Source organism: Pseudomonas sp. Pf153 (genome assembly GCF_001269775.1).
GTDB classification, from domain to species: Bacteria; Pseudomonadota; Gammaproteobacteria; order Pseudomonadales; family Pseudomonadaceae; genus Aquipseudomonas; species Aquipseudomonas uvaldensis.
The window spans coordinates 161,322-176,729 of sequence record NZ_LHVL01000016.1 but is presented as its reverse complement, the minus strand read 5'-3'; the positions used below and the strand labels follow the sequence as shown (position 1 = coordinate 176,729).

The following is a 15,408-nucleotide window of genomic DNA, read 5'->3' as shown; positions in this document are numbered from 1 at the left end:
CGTTTTGTCTCGATTGACCACTGCATTGCTGCTGATCGTGCTGGCGCTGGCCGGCAATGTCGCCTTCGGGGCGGCGGCCGTTCCCGCGCCCAGCGAGGCCCCCGCCGAAGCCGAGCCGCTGGTGCAGGGCGGGTTGTTGGGGGCCATCAGTTCGAGCATCGACGATGTCCAGGACAAGCTCGATCTCAACCAGAGCCTGATCGATGCCTGGCGCCTGCGGGCGGACCGGGCGGCGGATGAGGTGGACCGCCTGGTCGACCAGACCGCCCGCTCGTCCTGGCGCGTGACCGGGGATTTCCTGCTGCTCTCCTGCGTCTGGCTGGGCGCCTTTGGGCTGATCTGGGCCGGTGCCCGGTTGCTGGTGCGCCACCTGCGCCAGCGTCGATGGTTGCAACGCCGCCAGCGGGTGCGGGACTTGTTCGGCTACCTGCTGCCCTACACTGTACCGGCGCTGGTCTGCCTGCCGCTGACCCTGTACGTCAGCCACTTCTTGCAGGTGTCGGTCGGTCGCGCGTTGGCGCTGTGCTTCGCCTACGCCACCAGCAGCGGGATATTCTCAACGTCGGTGTTGTTGTGCGTGATCGTGATGTTCAACGCCGGCCACAAGCGCCGGGCGGTGGCGATCATTCGCCGTTTCAGCCCCCGGCCGTTGTTCCTGATCGGCTTTCTCGCCGCCCTCAGCGACGCGCTGACCAGCCCGCAGATCGCCCGGCAACTGGGCGGCAACATCACCAGCAGCGTCGCGGTGTTCACCGGATTGCTGGCCTCGTTGATCTTTGGCTGGCTGGTGATCCGCATGCGCCGGCCGGTGGCGCACCTGATTCGCAACCGACCGCTGGCCCAACGCTTGAAGCAGCCGGCCTTGCAGGAGTCGCTGCGGATTTTTTCCGGACTCTGGAACTGGCCGATTCTGTTGATGGTGCTGGTCTCGGCGGTGAGCCTGATCGGTGTAGGCGAGGACAACCAGAAAGCCCTGCGTTGTGCGTTGTTCACCACCATCCTGCTGATCGCGACGGTGTTCCTCAGCACTGTGTTCCAGCAGGTATTCAAGTCTCCCAAGGTCGAGGCCATCCAGCGCAACAGCGCCTACAAGAGCCGCTTGTTGAGCCTGTTGCATGCGCTGTTGCGTATTGTCATGGCGGTGGCGTTCATTGAAGTGCTTGGCCGGATCTGGGGTGTCTCGCTGTTCGAGTTCGCTTCGCGCAACGCCGTGGGCCGGGCGATCAGTGATTCCCTGAGCCGCATCGGCCTGATTTTCCTGGTGACCTGGCTTACGTGGGTGGTGCTCGACACGGCGATCCAGGAGGCCCTGAAACCGCCGCTCAACAAGCGAGGGGCACGTCAGCCCAGCACTCGGATCAAGACCATCCTGCCGCTGCTGCGCAACGCGATCAAAATCATCCTGGTGGTGATCTGCGCGATCACCACCATGGCCAACCTGGGCATCAACGTCGCGCCATTGCTGGCCGGCGCCGGGGTGGTGGGCCTGGCGATCGGCTTCGGTTCCCAGCAGTTGGTGCAGGACGTGATTACGGGGCTGTTCATCATCATCGAAGACACCCTGTCCATTGGTGACTGGGTGGTGCTCAGTTCCGGCCACGCCGGCACCGTCGAGGGCCTGACCATCCGCACCCTGCGCCTGCGCGACGGCAAAGGGTTCGTGCACTCAGTGCCGTTCGGCCAGATCAAGGCGGTGACCAACCAATCGCGGCAATTCGCTTTCGCGTTCTTCTCGGTGCAGTTCACCTACGACACTGACGTAGACCAGGCCATCGAACTGATCCGCGAGGCCGGGAATTCGATTTCCGAAGACCCGTTCCTCAAGTTCAATCTGCAAGGACCGCTGGATGTGTTCGGCGTGGACCGGATGGACCTCAACGGCGTGGTCCTCACTGCCCAGTTCCGCACCGTGTCAGGCGGGCAGTATGCGGTGAGCCGGGCGTTCAACCAGCGCTTGAAGAAGCTTGTGGATAACCATCCAGCGGTGCATTTCGCGCAGACTTATCCACAGCAGGTGGTGATGCCGAAGCGGTTGGTGGAAGAGCCGAAAGAGGGCGATGGAGTGGCTGAGTCGCAATGAGGTTGTGGCGGGCCGGCTGGCCTCATCGCGAGCAGACACCCTAACCTTTCTGAATCAGCTTACTGCGCACCTCAGCCATCCCCTGAGCATCCAACTCCAACCAGAAAACCGGCTTGCCGGCAATCAGCGCCGCCGCCGGCACCCCATCGCGATACACCAACCGATTGCTCGCCAGAGCCGGCACCTTCGCCCCCGGCAACAGCGTACCGGCCAGGTTCAGCGGATCGACGCCACACACACCGACCAGACTGCCATCGGTAGGGCGGCGGCGGACTTCGCGCAGCAGCGGGATGGCCTCGGGCAGGGCAAATTGCTCGCCCGCCAGCCCGCTGACAAACCGTCCACCGCGGATTTCACCCCGTGCCTCCAGGCGATGAAACGTGCGCAGCAACTCACGCCAGCTGGGCAGCCATTCGGCCTCGCGGTCCAGCATGCGCCAGAACACCACGCCGTAGCGACGCAGCAAGGTCATGGCGATGTGTTCCAGGGTTTCGGGCGGTGTGGAAGCGGGCCGTATGCCTTCCATGGACGCGGGGCTACGGCGCAGCAAGGCCCAGCGCCCGGCGTCGTCCATGCCGCCGACAAACGCCCCGCGCCCGCGTCGGCTGCTACGGGCCTGGCGTTTGCTGGCCGGGGTGATCAGCGCCCGCAGGCCGGCGAAGCTGTCGGCGTTCACCAAACCGGCGCCCACCAGTTCCTGCAAGGCGATTTCCAGTTCGGCGCGCAGCAGGTGGGCTTCGTGCAGCAGTTCGTCAAAAAACAACGCACCGTGTTCGCTGAGGGCCTGATGGACTTTCTGTGTCTTGAGTGACAGTTCGTCCAAAGGTGTCTGCTCTGCCAGGCTGCTCCACCGCGCGACCTGGCTGCGGGGCAACAGTACCACCGGTGTGCTGCGCAGGGCGTTGGCCGAAAGCTTCTGGCGAGCGCTCAAACGCGTCCAGACCAGCTTGCCGCTGCGGCACAACTCATCGAGCCAAGTGGGCGAATAGTCCTTGATCCGTGCCGGCAGCAGGTCGCTGTCCCAGGCCGAGGCCGCAGCCGGGTAGCCTTCGAACTGGCTGATGATCGACGGCAGGACGGCGCTGCCCCGACCTTGGGTCGATGCCGACAGGTGCTGCCAGTCGAACAGGAACCGCACGAAGTCCTGCAACGTCACCGGCTCGATTTCCCGGCGCAGGCGCTTGACGGTATAGCGATGGATGCGCGCCAGCAGATGCCGCTCGCACCATTCTTCCTGCCCCGTGCCGGGCGTGAACCGACCGCGCAACACGTAACCTTGCTGTTCGAGTTGTGCCAGGGCCTGGGTGGCCTGCGGTGTCGACAACCCCAGCGGGTAGGCGATGGCTTTCAGCGGTAGCGGGCCGAAGGCACTGAGTCGGGCGCGGAGCACTTCCACCACGGCTTCGTCACGGTCCCAGGTTTCATCGAAACCGACCAGGGGCGCCAGGGGCGGTTGCCATGAAGCCTGTGGATAAATTGCCTGCAAGCAAGTCAGCCGTTCCAGCGGCACCCACAGGCCGCGTTCGGCGCTGACTTGCAGGTGACTGGCGCGTCCGCGTCCGGCCAGGACGGTCAGCCACTCCAACCATGAAGCGTGGGCACTGGCTTCGCTGTCGGCGATGCAGGCCAGGCTCATCAGCGCTTCGTGCATTTCGTCGAGATTGCTCGGCGTCGGCCAGGCTTCTTCGCGTACCGACTGGATGGCCTCGACGTCCAGCGCGCCGAGGTCGTCGGTGGACTGTGGATCGCTCCAGCGGCGATTGATCACCGCTTGGGTGCGACGTTCTTCCAGCGGCGCGTCGTCGAGGAAGGTGTAGGGCCGGGCGCTGAGAATTTCTGCCGCCAGGGGCGACGGCGCCGGCAGGTCACGGCTGATCAGGCGAATCTCGCCCGCTTCCATGCGCCGCAACAAGGCCAGCCAGCCTTCGCTGTCCATGGCTTCGTGCAGGCAGTCGTCCAGGGTTTGCTCCACCAATGGATGATTGGGAATTTCCCGTTCGCCGGCGAGGTTCTCCAGGCAGGCAATCTGATCCGGGAACACGCTGGCGATCAGGTCTTCGCTTTTCATCCGCTGAATTTGCGGTGCGACCTTGCGCCCGCCGGTATAGCGCGGCAAGGCCAGGGCCACCCCCGCGTTCCAGCGCCAGCGCACGCCGAACAGCGGAGCGTCCAGCACCGCCTGGACCAGGATCCGTTCGGCGCTCTGGCTGTTGAGATAACGCCAGACTTCGTCGAGCTCGAAGCTGTGGCTGGTGGACAGTGACAACACGATGGCGTCTTCACTGGCCGCAGCCTGCAATTCGAAATTGAAGGTCCGGCAGAACCGCTTGCGCAGCGCCAGGCCCCAGGCGCGGTTGATGCGACTGCCAAAGGGTGTATGAATGATCAGTTGCGTGCCGCCGGACTCGTCGAAGAACCGCTCCATCACCAGCGTGTCCTGGGAGGGCAGGGCACCGAAGGCCAGGCGTGCCGGCGCCAGGTAATCCACCAGTTGTTCGGCGCTGGCCTGGTTCAACTGCAAGGTGCCGGTCAACCAGTCGAGGGCCGGTTGCAGGTCGCCTGGCGTCGCGCCCAGCAGTCGGTCCAGTTGCGCTTGCAGGCGGGCCACGGCCAGGGACAGCTCGGCGCTGCGCCCCGGGGCTTCGCCAAGCCAGAACGGAATGGTCGGTGGCTGGCCCTGGGCGTCCTCGACCCGCACGCGGCCGGTCTCGACGCGGATGATGCGGTAGGAGGTATTGCCCAGCTGGAACACGTCGCCGGCGATGCTCTCCACGGCGAAGTCTTCGTTGACGCTGCCGATGTTCAGGCCCTGGGGTTCGAGCAGCACACTGTAGTCGGCATTGTCCGGGATGGTACCGCCGCTGGTCACGGCCGTCAGCTTGCTGCCGCGGCGACCGCGCAGCGTACGGGTGACGGCATCGCGATGCAGATAAGCGCTGCGCACGCCCTGGCGGCCGTTGAGGCCTTCGGCGAGCATCTGCAGCAAGGCCTGGTAATGACCTTCATCCAGTCCAGCATAGGGCGAGGCGCGGCGGAACATCTCCAGCAATGCCTGCTCCTGCCATTCCTGGCAACTGACTTCGGCGACGATCTGCTGGGCCAGCACGTCCAGCGGTGCCTTGGGAATGTGCAGGATATCCAGCTCGCCGCGGCGCACGCAGTCGAGCAGCGCGGCGCATTCGATCAGGTCGTCGCGGGTGGTGGCGAACAGTCGGCCCTTGGGTGTGCCGCCCACCTGGTGGCCGGAACGCCCGACCCGTTGCAGGAAGGCGGAAATCGAGCGGGGCGAGGCGATCTGGCACACCAGGTCGACATCGCCGATGTCGATGCCCAACTCCAGGGACGCGGTGGCGATCAACACCTGCAATTCGCCGCGCTTGAGCCGTTGTTCGGCGTCGAGACGAAACTCTTTCGCCAGGCTGCCATGGTGGGCCGCCACCGCATCCTTGCCCAGGCGTTCGCTCAAGTGCCGGCTCAGGCGTTCGGCCAGCCGCCGGGTGTTGACGAACACCAGGGTCGTGCGGTGCGCTCGGGCGAGGTCGGCGAGGCGGTTGTAGACCAACTCCCAGACGTCATTGGCCATCACCGCCGAGAGCGGCACCGGCGGCACTTCGATGTCCAGGTCCCGGGGGCGGGCATGGCCGATGTCGACGATTTCACAGGTGCGTCCTTCGCCGACCAGAAAGCGCGACACCGCTTCGATGGGCTTTTGCGTGGCAGACAGGCCGATGCGCACCAGCGGTTCGGCGCACAGAGCTTGCAGGCGCTCCAGGCTCAGGGCCAGGTGGCTGCCGCGTTTGCTGGCGGCGATGGCGTGGATTTCGTCGACGATCACGGTGCGGGTGCTGGCGAGCATCAGCCGGCCGGAATCGGAGCCGAGCAGCACATAGAGCGATTCGGGGGTGGTCACCAGAATGTGCGGCGCGGTCTTGCGCATCGCCGAACGATCTTTTTGCGGCGTGTCGCCGGTGCGCACGGCGGTGGTGATTTGCAGGGGCGGCAGGTCCATCTGGCGCAATTGTTCGGTAATCCCGGCCAGTGGGGTTTGCAGGTTGATCCGGATGTCGTTGCTCAAGGCCTTGAGTGGCGAGACGTAGACCACCAGGGTCTGGTCTGGCAGGCCGCCTTGTTCCAGACCGCGGTGCACCAGGTCATCGAGCACGGCGAGAAACGCTGTCAGGGTCTTGCCCGAGCCGGTGGGCGCGGCCACCAGGGTCGAACGGCGCTGGCCGATCAACGGCCACGCCTGGGCCTGGGCGGCCGTGACCGCCGGGAATGTCTGGCTGAACCAGGCACGAACGGCAGGGTGGAAGCCTGCCATGGCATGGTCGGCGGCAAGAGGCAGATTCATGAGGGCAGTTATGCGGGTGGGGCGGGGAAGATGCAAGTACCATTGGGGTCTCTGTCGACAGGCAGGGCCCTTTCGCGAGCAAGCCCGCTCCCACAGTCGATCGCATTCTTGCAGAGGAAACCCGGTTCACTGTGGGAGCGGGCTTGCTCGCGAAGAGGCCCCAAAGGGCAGCATACATCCAGGATCTGCACTTTACGGATGACGGTTGCGCACTAAACCCGCAAAATGCAACGATTCCGACGACGCCTGTGGGCGTTGTCGACCAAATTCTTGTGCCAACAGACTGGGCCTGCTGATTTTATGCGAATGCGCCTTATGTTACTGGGCGGCGGAAATGCCCTTGGGCAGGCGCTGATTCGCCTCGGTGCGGAAGAAGACATCGGTTTTCTCGCCCCTCGACCGCCCGAAGACGGATGGGATGCCGCGAGCCTGACGCAACTGCTCGACGACACCCGGCCGGACGCCGTGATCAATCTGGCGTACTACTTCGACTGGTTTCAAGCCGAGGCCGTCAGCGAGCAGCGCCTGGCCAGCCAGGAGCGCGCCGTCGAGCGCCTGGCCGAACTGTGCCAGCACCACGAGATCGTCCTGGTGCAACCGTCGAGCTATCGCGTGTTCGACGGTTCTCGCGCCACGGCCTACAGCGAAAAGGACGAACCCGTGCCCCTGGGTCTGCGTGGCCAGGCGTTGTGGCGTATCGAGCAAAGCGTGCGCGCCACCTGTCCGCAACATGTGCTGTTGCGCTTCGGCTGGCTGCTCGATGACAGCCCCGATGGCATCCTCGGACGTTTCCTGGCCCGCGCCGAACAACCCGAGGAATTGCTGCTGGCCGATGACCGTCGCGGCAATCCAACGCCGGTAGACGATGCGGCACGGGTGATCATTTCCGTACTCAAGCAGCTCGATTGCGCGGCGCCGTTGTGGGGGACCTACCATTACGCCGGGCACGAGGCGACCACGCCCCTGGCGCTGGGCCAGGCGATCCTCACCGAAGCCCGCGCGCTGCATCCGCTGGCGATCGAATCGCCCACTCCCCAGGCCCACGCCGCCCGGCCGGATGCAGCGGAAGAACCGCAGCACGCGGTGCTGACCTGCAAGAAAATTCTGCACACTTTCGGGATCAAGCCCCGCGCCTGGCGCGCCGCGCTCCCGGGCTTACTGGATAGGTTTTATCGTCATGGCTGAAGGCCCTGTTTTAATCACCGGCGGTGCGGGTTTCATTGGTTCGCACCTGACCGACGCCTTGCTCGCCAAGGGCCACTCGGTGCGCATCCTGGATGACTTATCCACCGGTAAACGCAGCAACCTGCCGCTGGATAACCCGGCCGTGGAACTGATCGAAGGCGATGTCGCCGATGCGGCGCTGGTGGCCCGCGCGATGGTCGGTTGCAGTGCCGTGGCGCATCTGGCCGCGGTGGCTTCGGTCCAGGCTTCGGTGGACGATCCGGTACGCACACACCAGAGCAACTTCATCGGAACCCTGAACGTCTGCGAAGCCATGCGCCAGGCTGGTGTGAAACGGGTGTTGTTCGCCTCCAGCGCGGCGGTCTATGGCAACAATGGCGAAGGCCAGTCCATCGACGAAGACACGCCCAAGGCCCCGCTGACCCCGTACGCCTCGGATAAGCTGGCCAGCGAGTTTTACCTGGATTTCTATCGCCGCCAGCATGCCCTGGAGCCGGTGGTGTTCCGCTTCTTCAATATCTATGGTCCACGCCAGGATCCGTCGTCGCCGTATTCCGGGGTCATCAGCATCTTCAGCGAACGGGCGCAGAAAGGTCTGCCGATCACTGTGTTTGGCGATGGCGAGCAAACACGGGATTTCGTTTACGTCGAAGACCTGGTGGACCTGCTGGTCCAGGCCATCGAAAAAACCGAGGTGGAAGTCGGCGCGGTGAACGTCGGCTGGAACCAGGCCACGACCCTCAAGCAGATGCTTGCGGCCCTCGCACAAGTGGTCGGCGACCTGCCGCCGATCAGCTACGGCCCGGCACGCTCCGGTGACATCCGCCATTCACGGGCCAACAACCGCCGTCTCCTGGAGCGCTTCAGCTTCCCGCAACAGACGCCGATGAGCGTGGGATTGGCGCGGTTGCTGGGCCGCTGATCCAGGAAATGAAACCGCTGTGGGAGCGAGCCTGCTCGCGATGGTGGTGGATCAGTCAGCATCTTTTTTGACTGACAAACCGCTATCGCGAGCAGGCTCGCTCCCACAGGGGATTTGAGCAATTTGAAGGTATGGGTCAGAACTTGTAACCCAACCCCACCATGTAGATCAGTGGATCCACGTCGACATCCACCTTGGCCCGGGTACCACCGGCCACGGCGTTATTGTCGACATAGGCAGTGGTGTCGATATCGATGTAGCGAATCTGACCGTTGATCATGATGTTATCGGTCAGCATGTAGTCAGCGCCCACTTGCCACGCCATGCCCCAGCTATTGCTTGCCCGGAAGTTGCTGAAACCGTTGGCGCTGGCGCCGCTGCCGACGTGTTCGTCGTAGATCCAGGTGTAGTTGATGCCGGCGCCGACGTAAGGCTGGAACGCCGATTTCGCGTCGAGCGGGTAGTAGACCAGGCTCAGGGTCGGCGGCAGGTGCTTGAGGGTGCCGAGCTTGCCATTGGCGGCGCCGAGGGCGGTTCCTTTGAGCTTCACATCATGCTCGAACGGCGAGGCAGCGAGCAGTTCGATACCCAGGTTGTCGGTGAGCATGTAGGCGAAGTTCAGGCCCAGTTGGGTGTCGCTGCTCATGGTCGCCTTGCCGCCCAGATCGGCACCGGCCAGCGGGCCGCGGTCAACCTTGACGCTGGAGCTGTCGGCCTCGGGATTGACGGTGATGGCGCCGGCACGGACGATGATATCGCCGGCCGTATGGGCCTGGGCGAGCGGGGCGGCGAGTGCGAGGGCGACGAGGGAAGCGCTGAGCAGAGACTTGTGCATGGGGGCTCCATAGGGCATTCGAAAAGTGATGTCCTATGGTACGAAGCGCTCTGGGGTGGTCTTTTGACTCAGCTCAATGAAAGTGTGATGAAGCCCCTGGCGGCCTCTTCGCGAGCAAGCCCGCTCCCACAGGGACGGTGGTGAGCCCTGTGGGAGCGGGCTTGCTATCTCACTGCCACAAAATAACCACCAGGCTCACTCCGGCAGCTCATACACATAAATCTTCTCAGCCTCCATCTGGTACCCGGCATCGGCCAGTTCACTGGTGGACGGCTTGACTTGCATCGGCCCCTCGACCCAGTACGGCTGGTACAACTCATCGAGCTTGACCCCGACTTCGCTCTTCACATGCACGATCTGGTTCGACGGCGGTGGTGGCACGTGGATGCAGGCGCCGAAGTAAGGCACCAGCAGAAAGTCCGTGGTGCGACCTTCTTCGCTGACTTCCAGCGGCACGATATACCCCGGTAAACGGATCTGTTGGCCGTCCAGCTCCTTGACCACCGGCGCGTTGGGCAGGTCCTGCTTGGCGGCCGGAGCGGATTCGGCGGCCAGGGCGTTGCCCATCTGCGACAGATCATGCAGTGGGGTCATGTTTGGCACTTCCGGTGGCGCGCCCGCCGGGATCATTTCCGACCAGGCCAGGTCCCTCGGCTCGGCCGCCCACAGGGGCAGGGCAACCATCATCAACAGCGCAATCAGGGCGCGGGGCATGTTCAACGTCCTCATAAACGGATCGACAGGCCATCGGCCAGCGATTGGCGATAAGCGCGCCAGGCCGGCACGCTGCCCATCAGCAGGGCGGCGATCAGAATGCCAGCCATGAGTGTCCATTCATACTCGCTCGGCCAGCCCAGGGGCAAATACAGGCCATAGGCCGACTGCACGTAACCCTGGGCGGCGGCGATGCCGACGTACAGCAGCGCCAGCCCGGACGTGACACCGGCCAGAGCCAGGGCAAAGGCTTCGAGTACCAGCAGGCTTGCGATGTGCCAAGGCCGCGCGCCTACCGAGCGCAGGATCGCCATTTCCCGACGGCGTTCGTTGAGGCTGGTGAGGATCGCCGTGAGCATGCCGATCAACCCGGTCAGCACCACGAACAGAGAAATCACGAACAAGGCTTTTTCCGCCGTACCCATCAGGCTCCACAACTCTTGCAGCGCCACGCCGGGCAGGATCGCCAGCAGCGGTTCGCTACGGAACTCATTGATCTCCCGTTGCAGGGCAAAGGTGGATATCTTGCTGTTGAGACCGAGCATGAACGCCGTGATCGCCTGGGGCGTGAGGTCCATGTTGCGGGCCTGGTCGGCGCTGATGCGACCGTTGCCCTGGGCCGGCACGCCGTTCTTCCAGTCGACGTGAATCGCTTCCATGCCGCCGAGGCTGATGTGCAGCGTGCGGTCCACCGGCGTGCCGGTGCGCTTGAGGATGCCGACCACGGTGAAGGGCTTGTCGTCATGCTTGACCAGGCTGACCGCTGCCACGCCGTGGGCCAACACCAGTTTGTCGTCGAGTTTGTAATGCAGCGCCTCGGCGACTTCGGCGCCGAGCACGACTTCGAACGGATCGGTGGCGAAGGCCCGGCCATCGGCCAGTTCCAGGTGCTGCTGGCGACCGTACTGGTAATGCTCGAAGTAGGCCTCGGTGGTGCCCATCACCCGATAGCCGCGATGGGAATCGCCCAGAGACATGGGAATCGCCCACTTCACTTTCGGGTTGCTGGCGAAGTGCTCGAAACTGTCCCAACGGATGTTGTTGGTGGCGTTGCCGATGCGAAACACCGAATACAACAGCAGGTTCACCGAACCCGAGCGGGCACCGACGATCAGATCGGTGCCGCTGATGGTGCTGGCAAAGCTGGCGCGTGCCTCGGTGCGCACTCGCTCCACCGCCAACAGCAGGCAGACCGACAGGGCAATGGCGAAGACGGTGAGGATGGCGGTGAAACGGCGGTTCGCCAGGCTGGCCATGGCTAGACGGAACAGATACATCTCAGACCTCGAGTGGCTTGGCGGCGCGATTGAGATCGGCCAGCGAGAGGTTGCGGTCGAACAATGGCGCCAGGCTCTGGTCGTGGCTGACGAACAGCAGGCTCGATCCGGCTTCGCGGCATTCGGCGAACAACAACCGCAGGAAATTTTCCCGAGCGTCGTAGTCCAGGGCCGAAGTCGGTTCGTCGGCAATCACCAGTTCAGGCTGGCCGATCAACGCCCGTGCGGCGGCGACCCGTTGTTGTTGGCCGATGGACAGCGAGTCGGCGCGGCGTCCGAGCAGGTTCGGATCGGTCAGGCCCAGGTGGGCCAGCAAGGTCGCGGCGGCCTGATCGACACTGCCGTGGCGTTGCGTGGCCCGTTGCGCCCGTAGTTTGGAAAAGTGACAGGGCAGTTCGACGTTCTCGCGCACCGAGAGAAACGGCAGCAGGTTGAACTGCTGGAAGATGTAGCCGGTGTGGTCCACCCGAAAGCGGTCGCGGCTACCCGCGCCCAGTGTGCCGAGTTCGTGGTCGAGCAAACGAATACTGCCGCGATCCGGCACCTGCACGCCGCCCAGAAGGCCCAGCAGCGTGGTCTTGCCACTGCCGCTCGGGCCCTTGAGAAACAGGGTTTCGCCGGCTTCCAGGCGAAACGCCGGAATATCCAGCAACGGCGGATGTCCGGGCCAGCTGAAGACCAGGTCGGACAGTTCGATGAGTGCTTGGGTCATGATTGTGGTTTCAAAGTCATTGAACACCTGTGGAATGCCTGTGGGAGCAAAGCTTGCTCGCGATGAGGCGGTCCATTCAGCCTTGATGTCGACAATCGGACCGCTATCGCGAGCAAGCTTTGCTCCCACAGGTTCGCTCCCACATGGGTATTGGGATGTACTTAAAATTTAAGGGCCGGTGCCTCGGCCGTCACTTCCCCGCCTTGCTGGCCGTTCGGCCCGACCAGTTGCACCAGGATTTTCCGGGTGGCCGGGAAGGCTTTGAACAGTGGCGCCAGGTTCAGCTCCGTCAAGGCACCGGGCGCGACACAGCGGAACTGGTAGTGGGCGTGAATATCACTGTGTTCGTGATTCTCGTCGCCATCTGCGGCGTGGTCTTCGTGGTCCGGTTCGTCGCCGAACAACGGACTCTCCAGCTCTTGCTGCTCCAGGGAACATTTGCCATCGGCGAGAATGACCAGCGCCGCCGGCTTTTCCAGCTTCGCCCGGACAGCAGCGACCTTGGCCTTGTCGGCGTTGCTGGTGGCGGCGTGCTCGAAGCCCACCAGGTTCATGGCCGGGCTGTCCAGTTCCAGCTCCAGGGTCTCACCGTCCAGAGAGGCGTTGAGGCGGGCAACACCATGTTCGTGGGCACCCAGGCTTCCGTGTTCATGATCATGGTCATGATCGTGCTCGACAGCCGCATGAGCGGCAGCCAAGGGCAGCAGGGCGAACGGCAGGGCGAGAAGCAGACGGCGCATGACGAGTCTCCGGATAACATGAATATTCTGTTATGTAATCTTATAACGAAAACGTGAGGAGTTTGACCGTCTGCTTGGCGTCGCGCAAGGCCCATGGGAGCATGGGCACATTAAATCTTCAGGAGCACAGTGATGTTGCGCATACGCGGAACCGTCGGCGATTGGCCGGTGGACTTGTCGATCGAAATGGATGAAGGCGACTGGGTGCAGCTCGGCGCACAACTGCAAGCGGTCAAGCCTGACAGCACCGCAACGCCGGTGGCCAAACCGGTGAACCAGGACGATGCCCTGTGGCAAATCGCCAAGGAACTGCTGCGCAAGGCCGGGCAACTGAGCGGGCCGGACCTGTTGGAGCAGCTCGAAGGTCTGACCGGCAGCGCCTCGGCGGGCAAGCGCCTGCTGGTGCGCTTGCGCCATTGCGCCGAGGTCAAGGTGCTGAGTGGCGGTGATACGCCGCTCTACAGCTGGGTCGGTTAATACAACGCCGCAAACAGCTTGCGACGATAAATCGTTACCAGCGGGTGATCGTTACCCAACAGTTCGAACACTTGCAGCAGCGTCTTGTGGGGCAGACCTTCGTTGTAGCTGCGGTTACGCATGAACAGTTTGAGCAACGCGTCGAGGGCCGGTTCGTACTGTTGGCGGGCCAGTTGCTGGATTGCCAGTTGGTACACCGCTTCGTCATCTTGCGGATCTTTTGCCAGGCGTGCCTTGAGGTCGGCGGCGTCGGGCAGGTTCTTCGCCAGGCCCAGGAACTGAATCTGCGCCTTGGCCCCGGCCAGTGCTGCCTTGTGCTCATCGCTTTTCACCGCATCGAGCACGGTCTGGGCTTCAGCCAACTCACCGCGTTCGGTCAGGCAGCGGGCATACAGGATCAGCGCCTTGGCATTGGTGTTGTCTTCGCCGAGCAAGGCCGTGAGCAGCGCTTCGGCGTCAGCGAAACGACCGTCGTCGAACAGCGCCTGAGCCTGTTCGAATGGATCGGCGGCGGCCGGTGGTGGCATCTGTACGTGGGGTTCGAGCATCGCACGCACGGCGGACTCCGGCTGGGCGCCGGCAAAGCCGTCGACAGGCTGGCCGTCCTTGAACAGTACGACAGTGGGCAGGCTGCGGATGCCGAAGCGGGCGACGATGTCTTGCTCGACGTCGCAGTTCACCTTGGCCAGCAGCAGATTGCCCTGGTAGCTCTGGGCAATGGCTTGCAGCATCGGCATCAGGGCCTTGCACGGCGCGCACCACTCGGCCCAGAAATCCACCAATACCGGTGCGTGGAAGGAGTTCGCGATCACCGACTGGTCGAAATCGGCGGTGGTGGCGTCGAAGATGTACGGGGTGTCCTGGGTCATGGGAATCTCGTAGAACGCTCGGATGGGGCAACTATACGCGGGGTCTTGTAGTGTCTGGTAGGCCACCTTCGCGAGCCTGCTCGCGATGCTGTTTGAAGCTAACGCCGCGCGTGATACAGGCTCACATGCCGAAACTCCTCGGGCTCGGCCAGGTCCGGCAGAGTCATGGCTTCGAGCAATTCAATGCGCCGGTACAGCGAATGCTTGAAGTCCCGTACCCGAGAGTCGGCCACCAGGGCCTCGCGGCCACGACTCAGAAACTGATCGAGCAACGGCAGGTTGGCCCGGTCGTAGAGCACATCGGCCACCAGGATCAGATCAAAGCGGTCGGCCTCGGCGAAGAAGTCCACCGAATAACCCAACTCAACATCGTTGAGGACGGCATTGGCCCGGCATGCGGCGATTGCCAGTGGATCGAGGTCGCAGGCCACCACCTCCAGCGCCCCGGCCTTTATCGCTGCGATGCCCGCCACGCCGGAGCCGGCACCGAAATCCAGTACCCGCTTGCCCGCGACCCACTGAGGTCGCTCGGCCAGATAGCGGGCCATCGCCAGGCCGCTGGCCCAGCAGAAGCTCCAGTAGGGCGGCTCGTGGAGAATGCGCCGGGTTTCTTCCGGACTGAAGGCGCGATCCATGTTGTCGCCGTCGATCAACCACAGTTTCAGGTCTGTGTCGGGCAGCGGGCAGGCCACCAGGCGCGCATCGCCCAGCAACTCGCCCAGTGCTTGTTGCAAGTCTTGCGGTGCATTCATGGTGCTTTGACGAACTGCAGCACGCCCAGCGCCTGGGTGGTCGGTTGGCTGATACGTTGCTCCGGCAGGTGCAGGATCAACTGGCCCGATTGGCTGGCACGACCGCGCAGTTCCACGCGAGCGCCAACCGGGAAGGCGTCCGGGTTGAAGCGCAGGCGGAAGGGCAGGGCCTGGTTGGTGCCGATCAGGCTGGAACTGGCGAGCAATTGCTGGGGACGGTCCTTATCGTCGATCACCAGCAGCGCCAGTTCGACTTCGGCCCCGGCCGGCACGCCTTGCAGCGTGCCGCTCAATTCTCGTTGATAGGCCGGCAACGGCCCCAGTTCGGTGGCTTGGCGGGCTTTTTCCTGAGCCTGTTTCGGCGCTGGTGCTGGTGCGGGGGCTGCAGGTTTGGGGGCGTCGCTGCTGCACGCCATCAGCAGGCTGAAAAAACTGAGCAAAACGAGTGATCTTAGCGGCATGTGTGGCTCCAGCAAGGTGAATTCCATGGATCT

13 protein-coding genes are annotated in these 15,408 nt (G+C 63.6%); 4 read left to right on the top strand and 9 right to left on the bottom strand.

Translation table 11 applies throughout. The features are described from left to right. The first annotated feature begins 4 nt into the window (after window positions 1-4). Window positions 5-2,080, top strand: coding sequence for a mechanosensitive ion channel family protein (locus tag AD666_RS11865; RefSeq protein WP_053151921.1), 2,076 nt, complete (start codon window positions 5-7; stop codon window positions 2,078-2,080). 40 nt (window positions 2,081-2,120) lie between these two features. On the opposite strand, the gene AD666_RS11860 is transcribed toward AD666_RS11865, so the two are convergent. After that, window positions 2,121-6,431: a DEAD/DEAH box helicase gene (locus AD666_RS11860; protein ID WP_053151919.1), complete on the bottom strand. Its 4,311-nt coding sequence runs from the start codon at window positions 6,429-6,431 to the stop codon at window positions 2,121-2,123. 300 nt (window positions 6,432-6,731) lie between these two features. On the opposite strand from AD666_RS11860, the gene AD666_RS11855 reads away from it, so the two are divergent. Together AD666_RS11855 and AD666_RS11850 are read left to right on the top strand one after the other, a co-directional pair. Next, entirely contained in the window at window positions 6,732-7,616 is an 885-nt protein-coding gene (locus AD666_RS11855; protein ID WP_053151978.1) for a sugar nucleotide-binding protein, read from the top strand. Next, complete coding sequence (locus tag AD666_RS11850; RefSeq protein WP_053151917.1) at window positions 7,609-8,538, top strand: NAD-dependent epimerase/dehydratase family protein; 930 nt, start codon at window positions 7,609-7,611, stop codon at window positions 8,536-8,538. The genes AD666_RS11855 and AD666_RS11850 overlap by 8 nt, the downstream gene beginning before the upstream one ends. A 136-nt stretch (window positions 8,539-8,674) precedes the next feature. Here the strand turns inward: AD666_RS11850 and AD666_RS11845 are convergent, their stop codons facing one another. The 5 genes from AD666_RS11845 to AD666_RS11825 form a co-directional block, all read right to left on the bottom strand. After that, the gene (locus AD666_RS11845) at window positions 8,675-9,373 is read right to left on the bottom strand and encodes an OmpW family protein (RefSeq protein ID WP_053151915.1); all 699 of its coding nucleotides are present in this window, start codon (window positions 9,371-9,373) and stop codon (window positions 8,675-8,677) included. A gap of 195 nt (window positions 9,374-9,568) precedes the next feature. Beyond that, complete coding sequence (locus AD666_RS11840) at window positions 9,569-10,087, bottom strand: DUF3299 domain-containing protein (RefSeq protein ID WP_053151914.1); 519 nt, start codon at window positions 10,085-10,087, stop codon at window positions 9,569-9,571. Window positions 10,088-10,098: 11 nt separating this feature from the next. Then, the gene (locus AD666_RS11835) at window positions 10,099-11,364 is read right to left on the bottom strand and encodes an ABC transporter permease (RefSeq protein WP_053151912.1); all 1,266 of its coding nucleotides are present in this window, start codon (window positions 11,362-11,364) and stop codon (window positions 10,099-10,101) included. Between the two features lies 1 nt (window position 11,365). Beyond that, window positions 11,366-12,076: an ABC transporter ATP-binding protein gene (locus tag AD666_RS11830; RefSeq protein WP_053151976.1), complete on the bottom strand. Its 711-nt coding sequence runs from the start codon at window positions 12,074-12,076 to the stop codon at window positions 11,366-11,368. Window positions 12,077-12,237: 161 nt separating this feature from the next. Continuing rightward, on the bottom strand, window positions 12,238-12,816 hold the full coding sequence (locus AD666_RS11825) for a DUF2796 domain-containing protein (RefSeq protein ID WP_053151910.1): 579 nt from the start codon (window positions 12,814-12,816) through the stop codon (window positions 12,238-12,240). A 132-nt stretch (window positions 12,817-12,948) separates the two neighbouring features. Between AD666_RS11825 and AD666_RS11820 the strand changes: the two genes are divergently transcribed. Beyond that, window positions 12,949-13,293 (top strand): hypothetical protein, encoded by a 345-nt coding sequence (locus AD666_RS11820; protein ID WP_053151908.1) that lies wholly within the window; start codon window positions 12,949-12,951, stop codon window positions 13,291-13,293. Here the strand turns inward: AD666_RS11820 and trxA are convergent. The 3 genes from trxA to AD666_RS11805 all read right to left on the bottom strand — a co-directional run bounded on the left by trxA (window position 13,290) and on the right by AD666_RS11805 (window position 15,375). Continuing rightward, window positions 13,290-14,162, bottom strand: coding sequence for a thioredoxin (trxA, locus tag AD666_RS11815; protein ID WP_053151906.1), 873 nt, complete (start codon window positions 14,160-14,162; stop codon window positions 13,290-13,292). The genes AD666_RS11820 and trxA overlap by 4 nt on opposite strands. 98 nt (window positions 14,163-14,260) lie before the next feature. Beyond that, complete coding sequence (locus tag AD666_RS11810; RefSeq protein WP_053151904.1) at window positions 14,261-14,914, bottom strand: methyltransferase; 654 nt, start codon at window positions 14,912-14,914, stop codon at window positions 14,261-14,263. Continuing rightward, window positions 14,911-15,375, bottom strand: a complete 465-nt coding sequence (locus AD666_RS11805) for a YbaY family lipoprotein (protein ID WP_053151974.1) — start codon at window positions 15,373-15,375, stop codon at window positions 14,911-14,913. Before AD666_RS11805 ends, AD666_RS11810 begins: the two co-directional genes overlap by 4 nt. Between the last annotated feature and the right edge of the window lie 33 nt (window positions 15,376-15,408).

What these genes read in the sequence shown, in the direction of transcription:
- AD666_RS11850 (WP_053151917.1), top strand. Translation starts at nt 7,609, where the DNA reads ATGGCTGAAGGCCCTGTTTTAATCACCGGCGGTGCGGGTTTCATTGGT.
- AD666_RS11835 (WP_053151912.1), bottom strand. Translation starts at nt 11,364, where the DNA reads ATGTATCTGTTCCGTCTAGCCATGGCCAGCCTGGCGAACCGCCGTTTC.
- AD666_RS11845 (WP_053151915.1), bottom strand. Translation starts at nt 9,373, where the DNA reads ATGCACAAGTCTCTGCTCAGCGCTTCCCTCGTCGCCCTCGCACTCGCC.
- AD666_RS11840 (WP_053151914.1), bottom strand. Translation starts at nt 10,087, where the DNA reads ATGCCCCGCGCCCTGATTGCGCTGTTGATGATGGTTGCCCTGCCCCTG.
- AD666_RS11810 (WP_053151904.1), bottom strand. Translation starts at nt 14,914, where the DNA reads ATGAATGCACCGCAAGACTTGCAACAAGCACTGGGCGAGTTGCTGGGC.
- trxA (WP_053151906.1), bottom strand. Translation starts at nt 14,162, where the DNA reads ATGACCCAGGACACCCCGTACATCTTCGACGCCACCACCGCCGATTTC.
- AD666_RS11855 (WP_053151978.1), top strand. Translation starts at nt 6,732, where the DNA reads ATGCGAATGCGCCTTATGTTACTGGGCGGCGGAAATGCCCTTGGGCAG.
- AD666_RS11820 (WP_053151908.1), top strand. Translation starts at nt 12,949, where the DNA reads ATGTTGCGCATACGCGGAACCGTCGGCGATTGGCCGGTGGACTTGTCG.
- AD666_RS11860 (WP_053151919.1), bottom strand. Translation starts at nt 6,431, where the DNA reads ATGAATCTGCCTCTTGCCGCCGACCATGCCATGGCAGGCTTCCACCCT.
- AD666_RS11805 (WP_053151974.1), bottom strand. Translation starts at nt 15,375, where the DNA reads ATGCCGCTAAGATCACTCGTTTTGCTCAGTTTTTTCAGCCTGCTGATG.
- AD666_RS11830 (WP_053151976.1), bottom strand. Translation starts at nt 12,076, where the DNA reads ATGACCCAAGCACTCATCGAACTGTCCGACCTGGTCTTCAGCTGGCCC.
- AD666_RS11825 (WP_053151910.1), bottom strand. Translation starts at nt 12,816, where the DNA reads ATGCGCCGTCTGCTTCTCGCCCTGCCGTTCGCCCTGCTGCCCTTGGCT.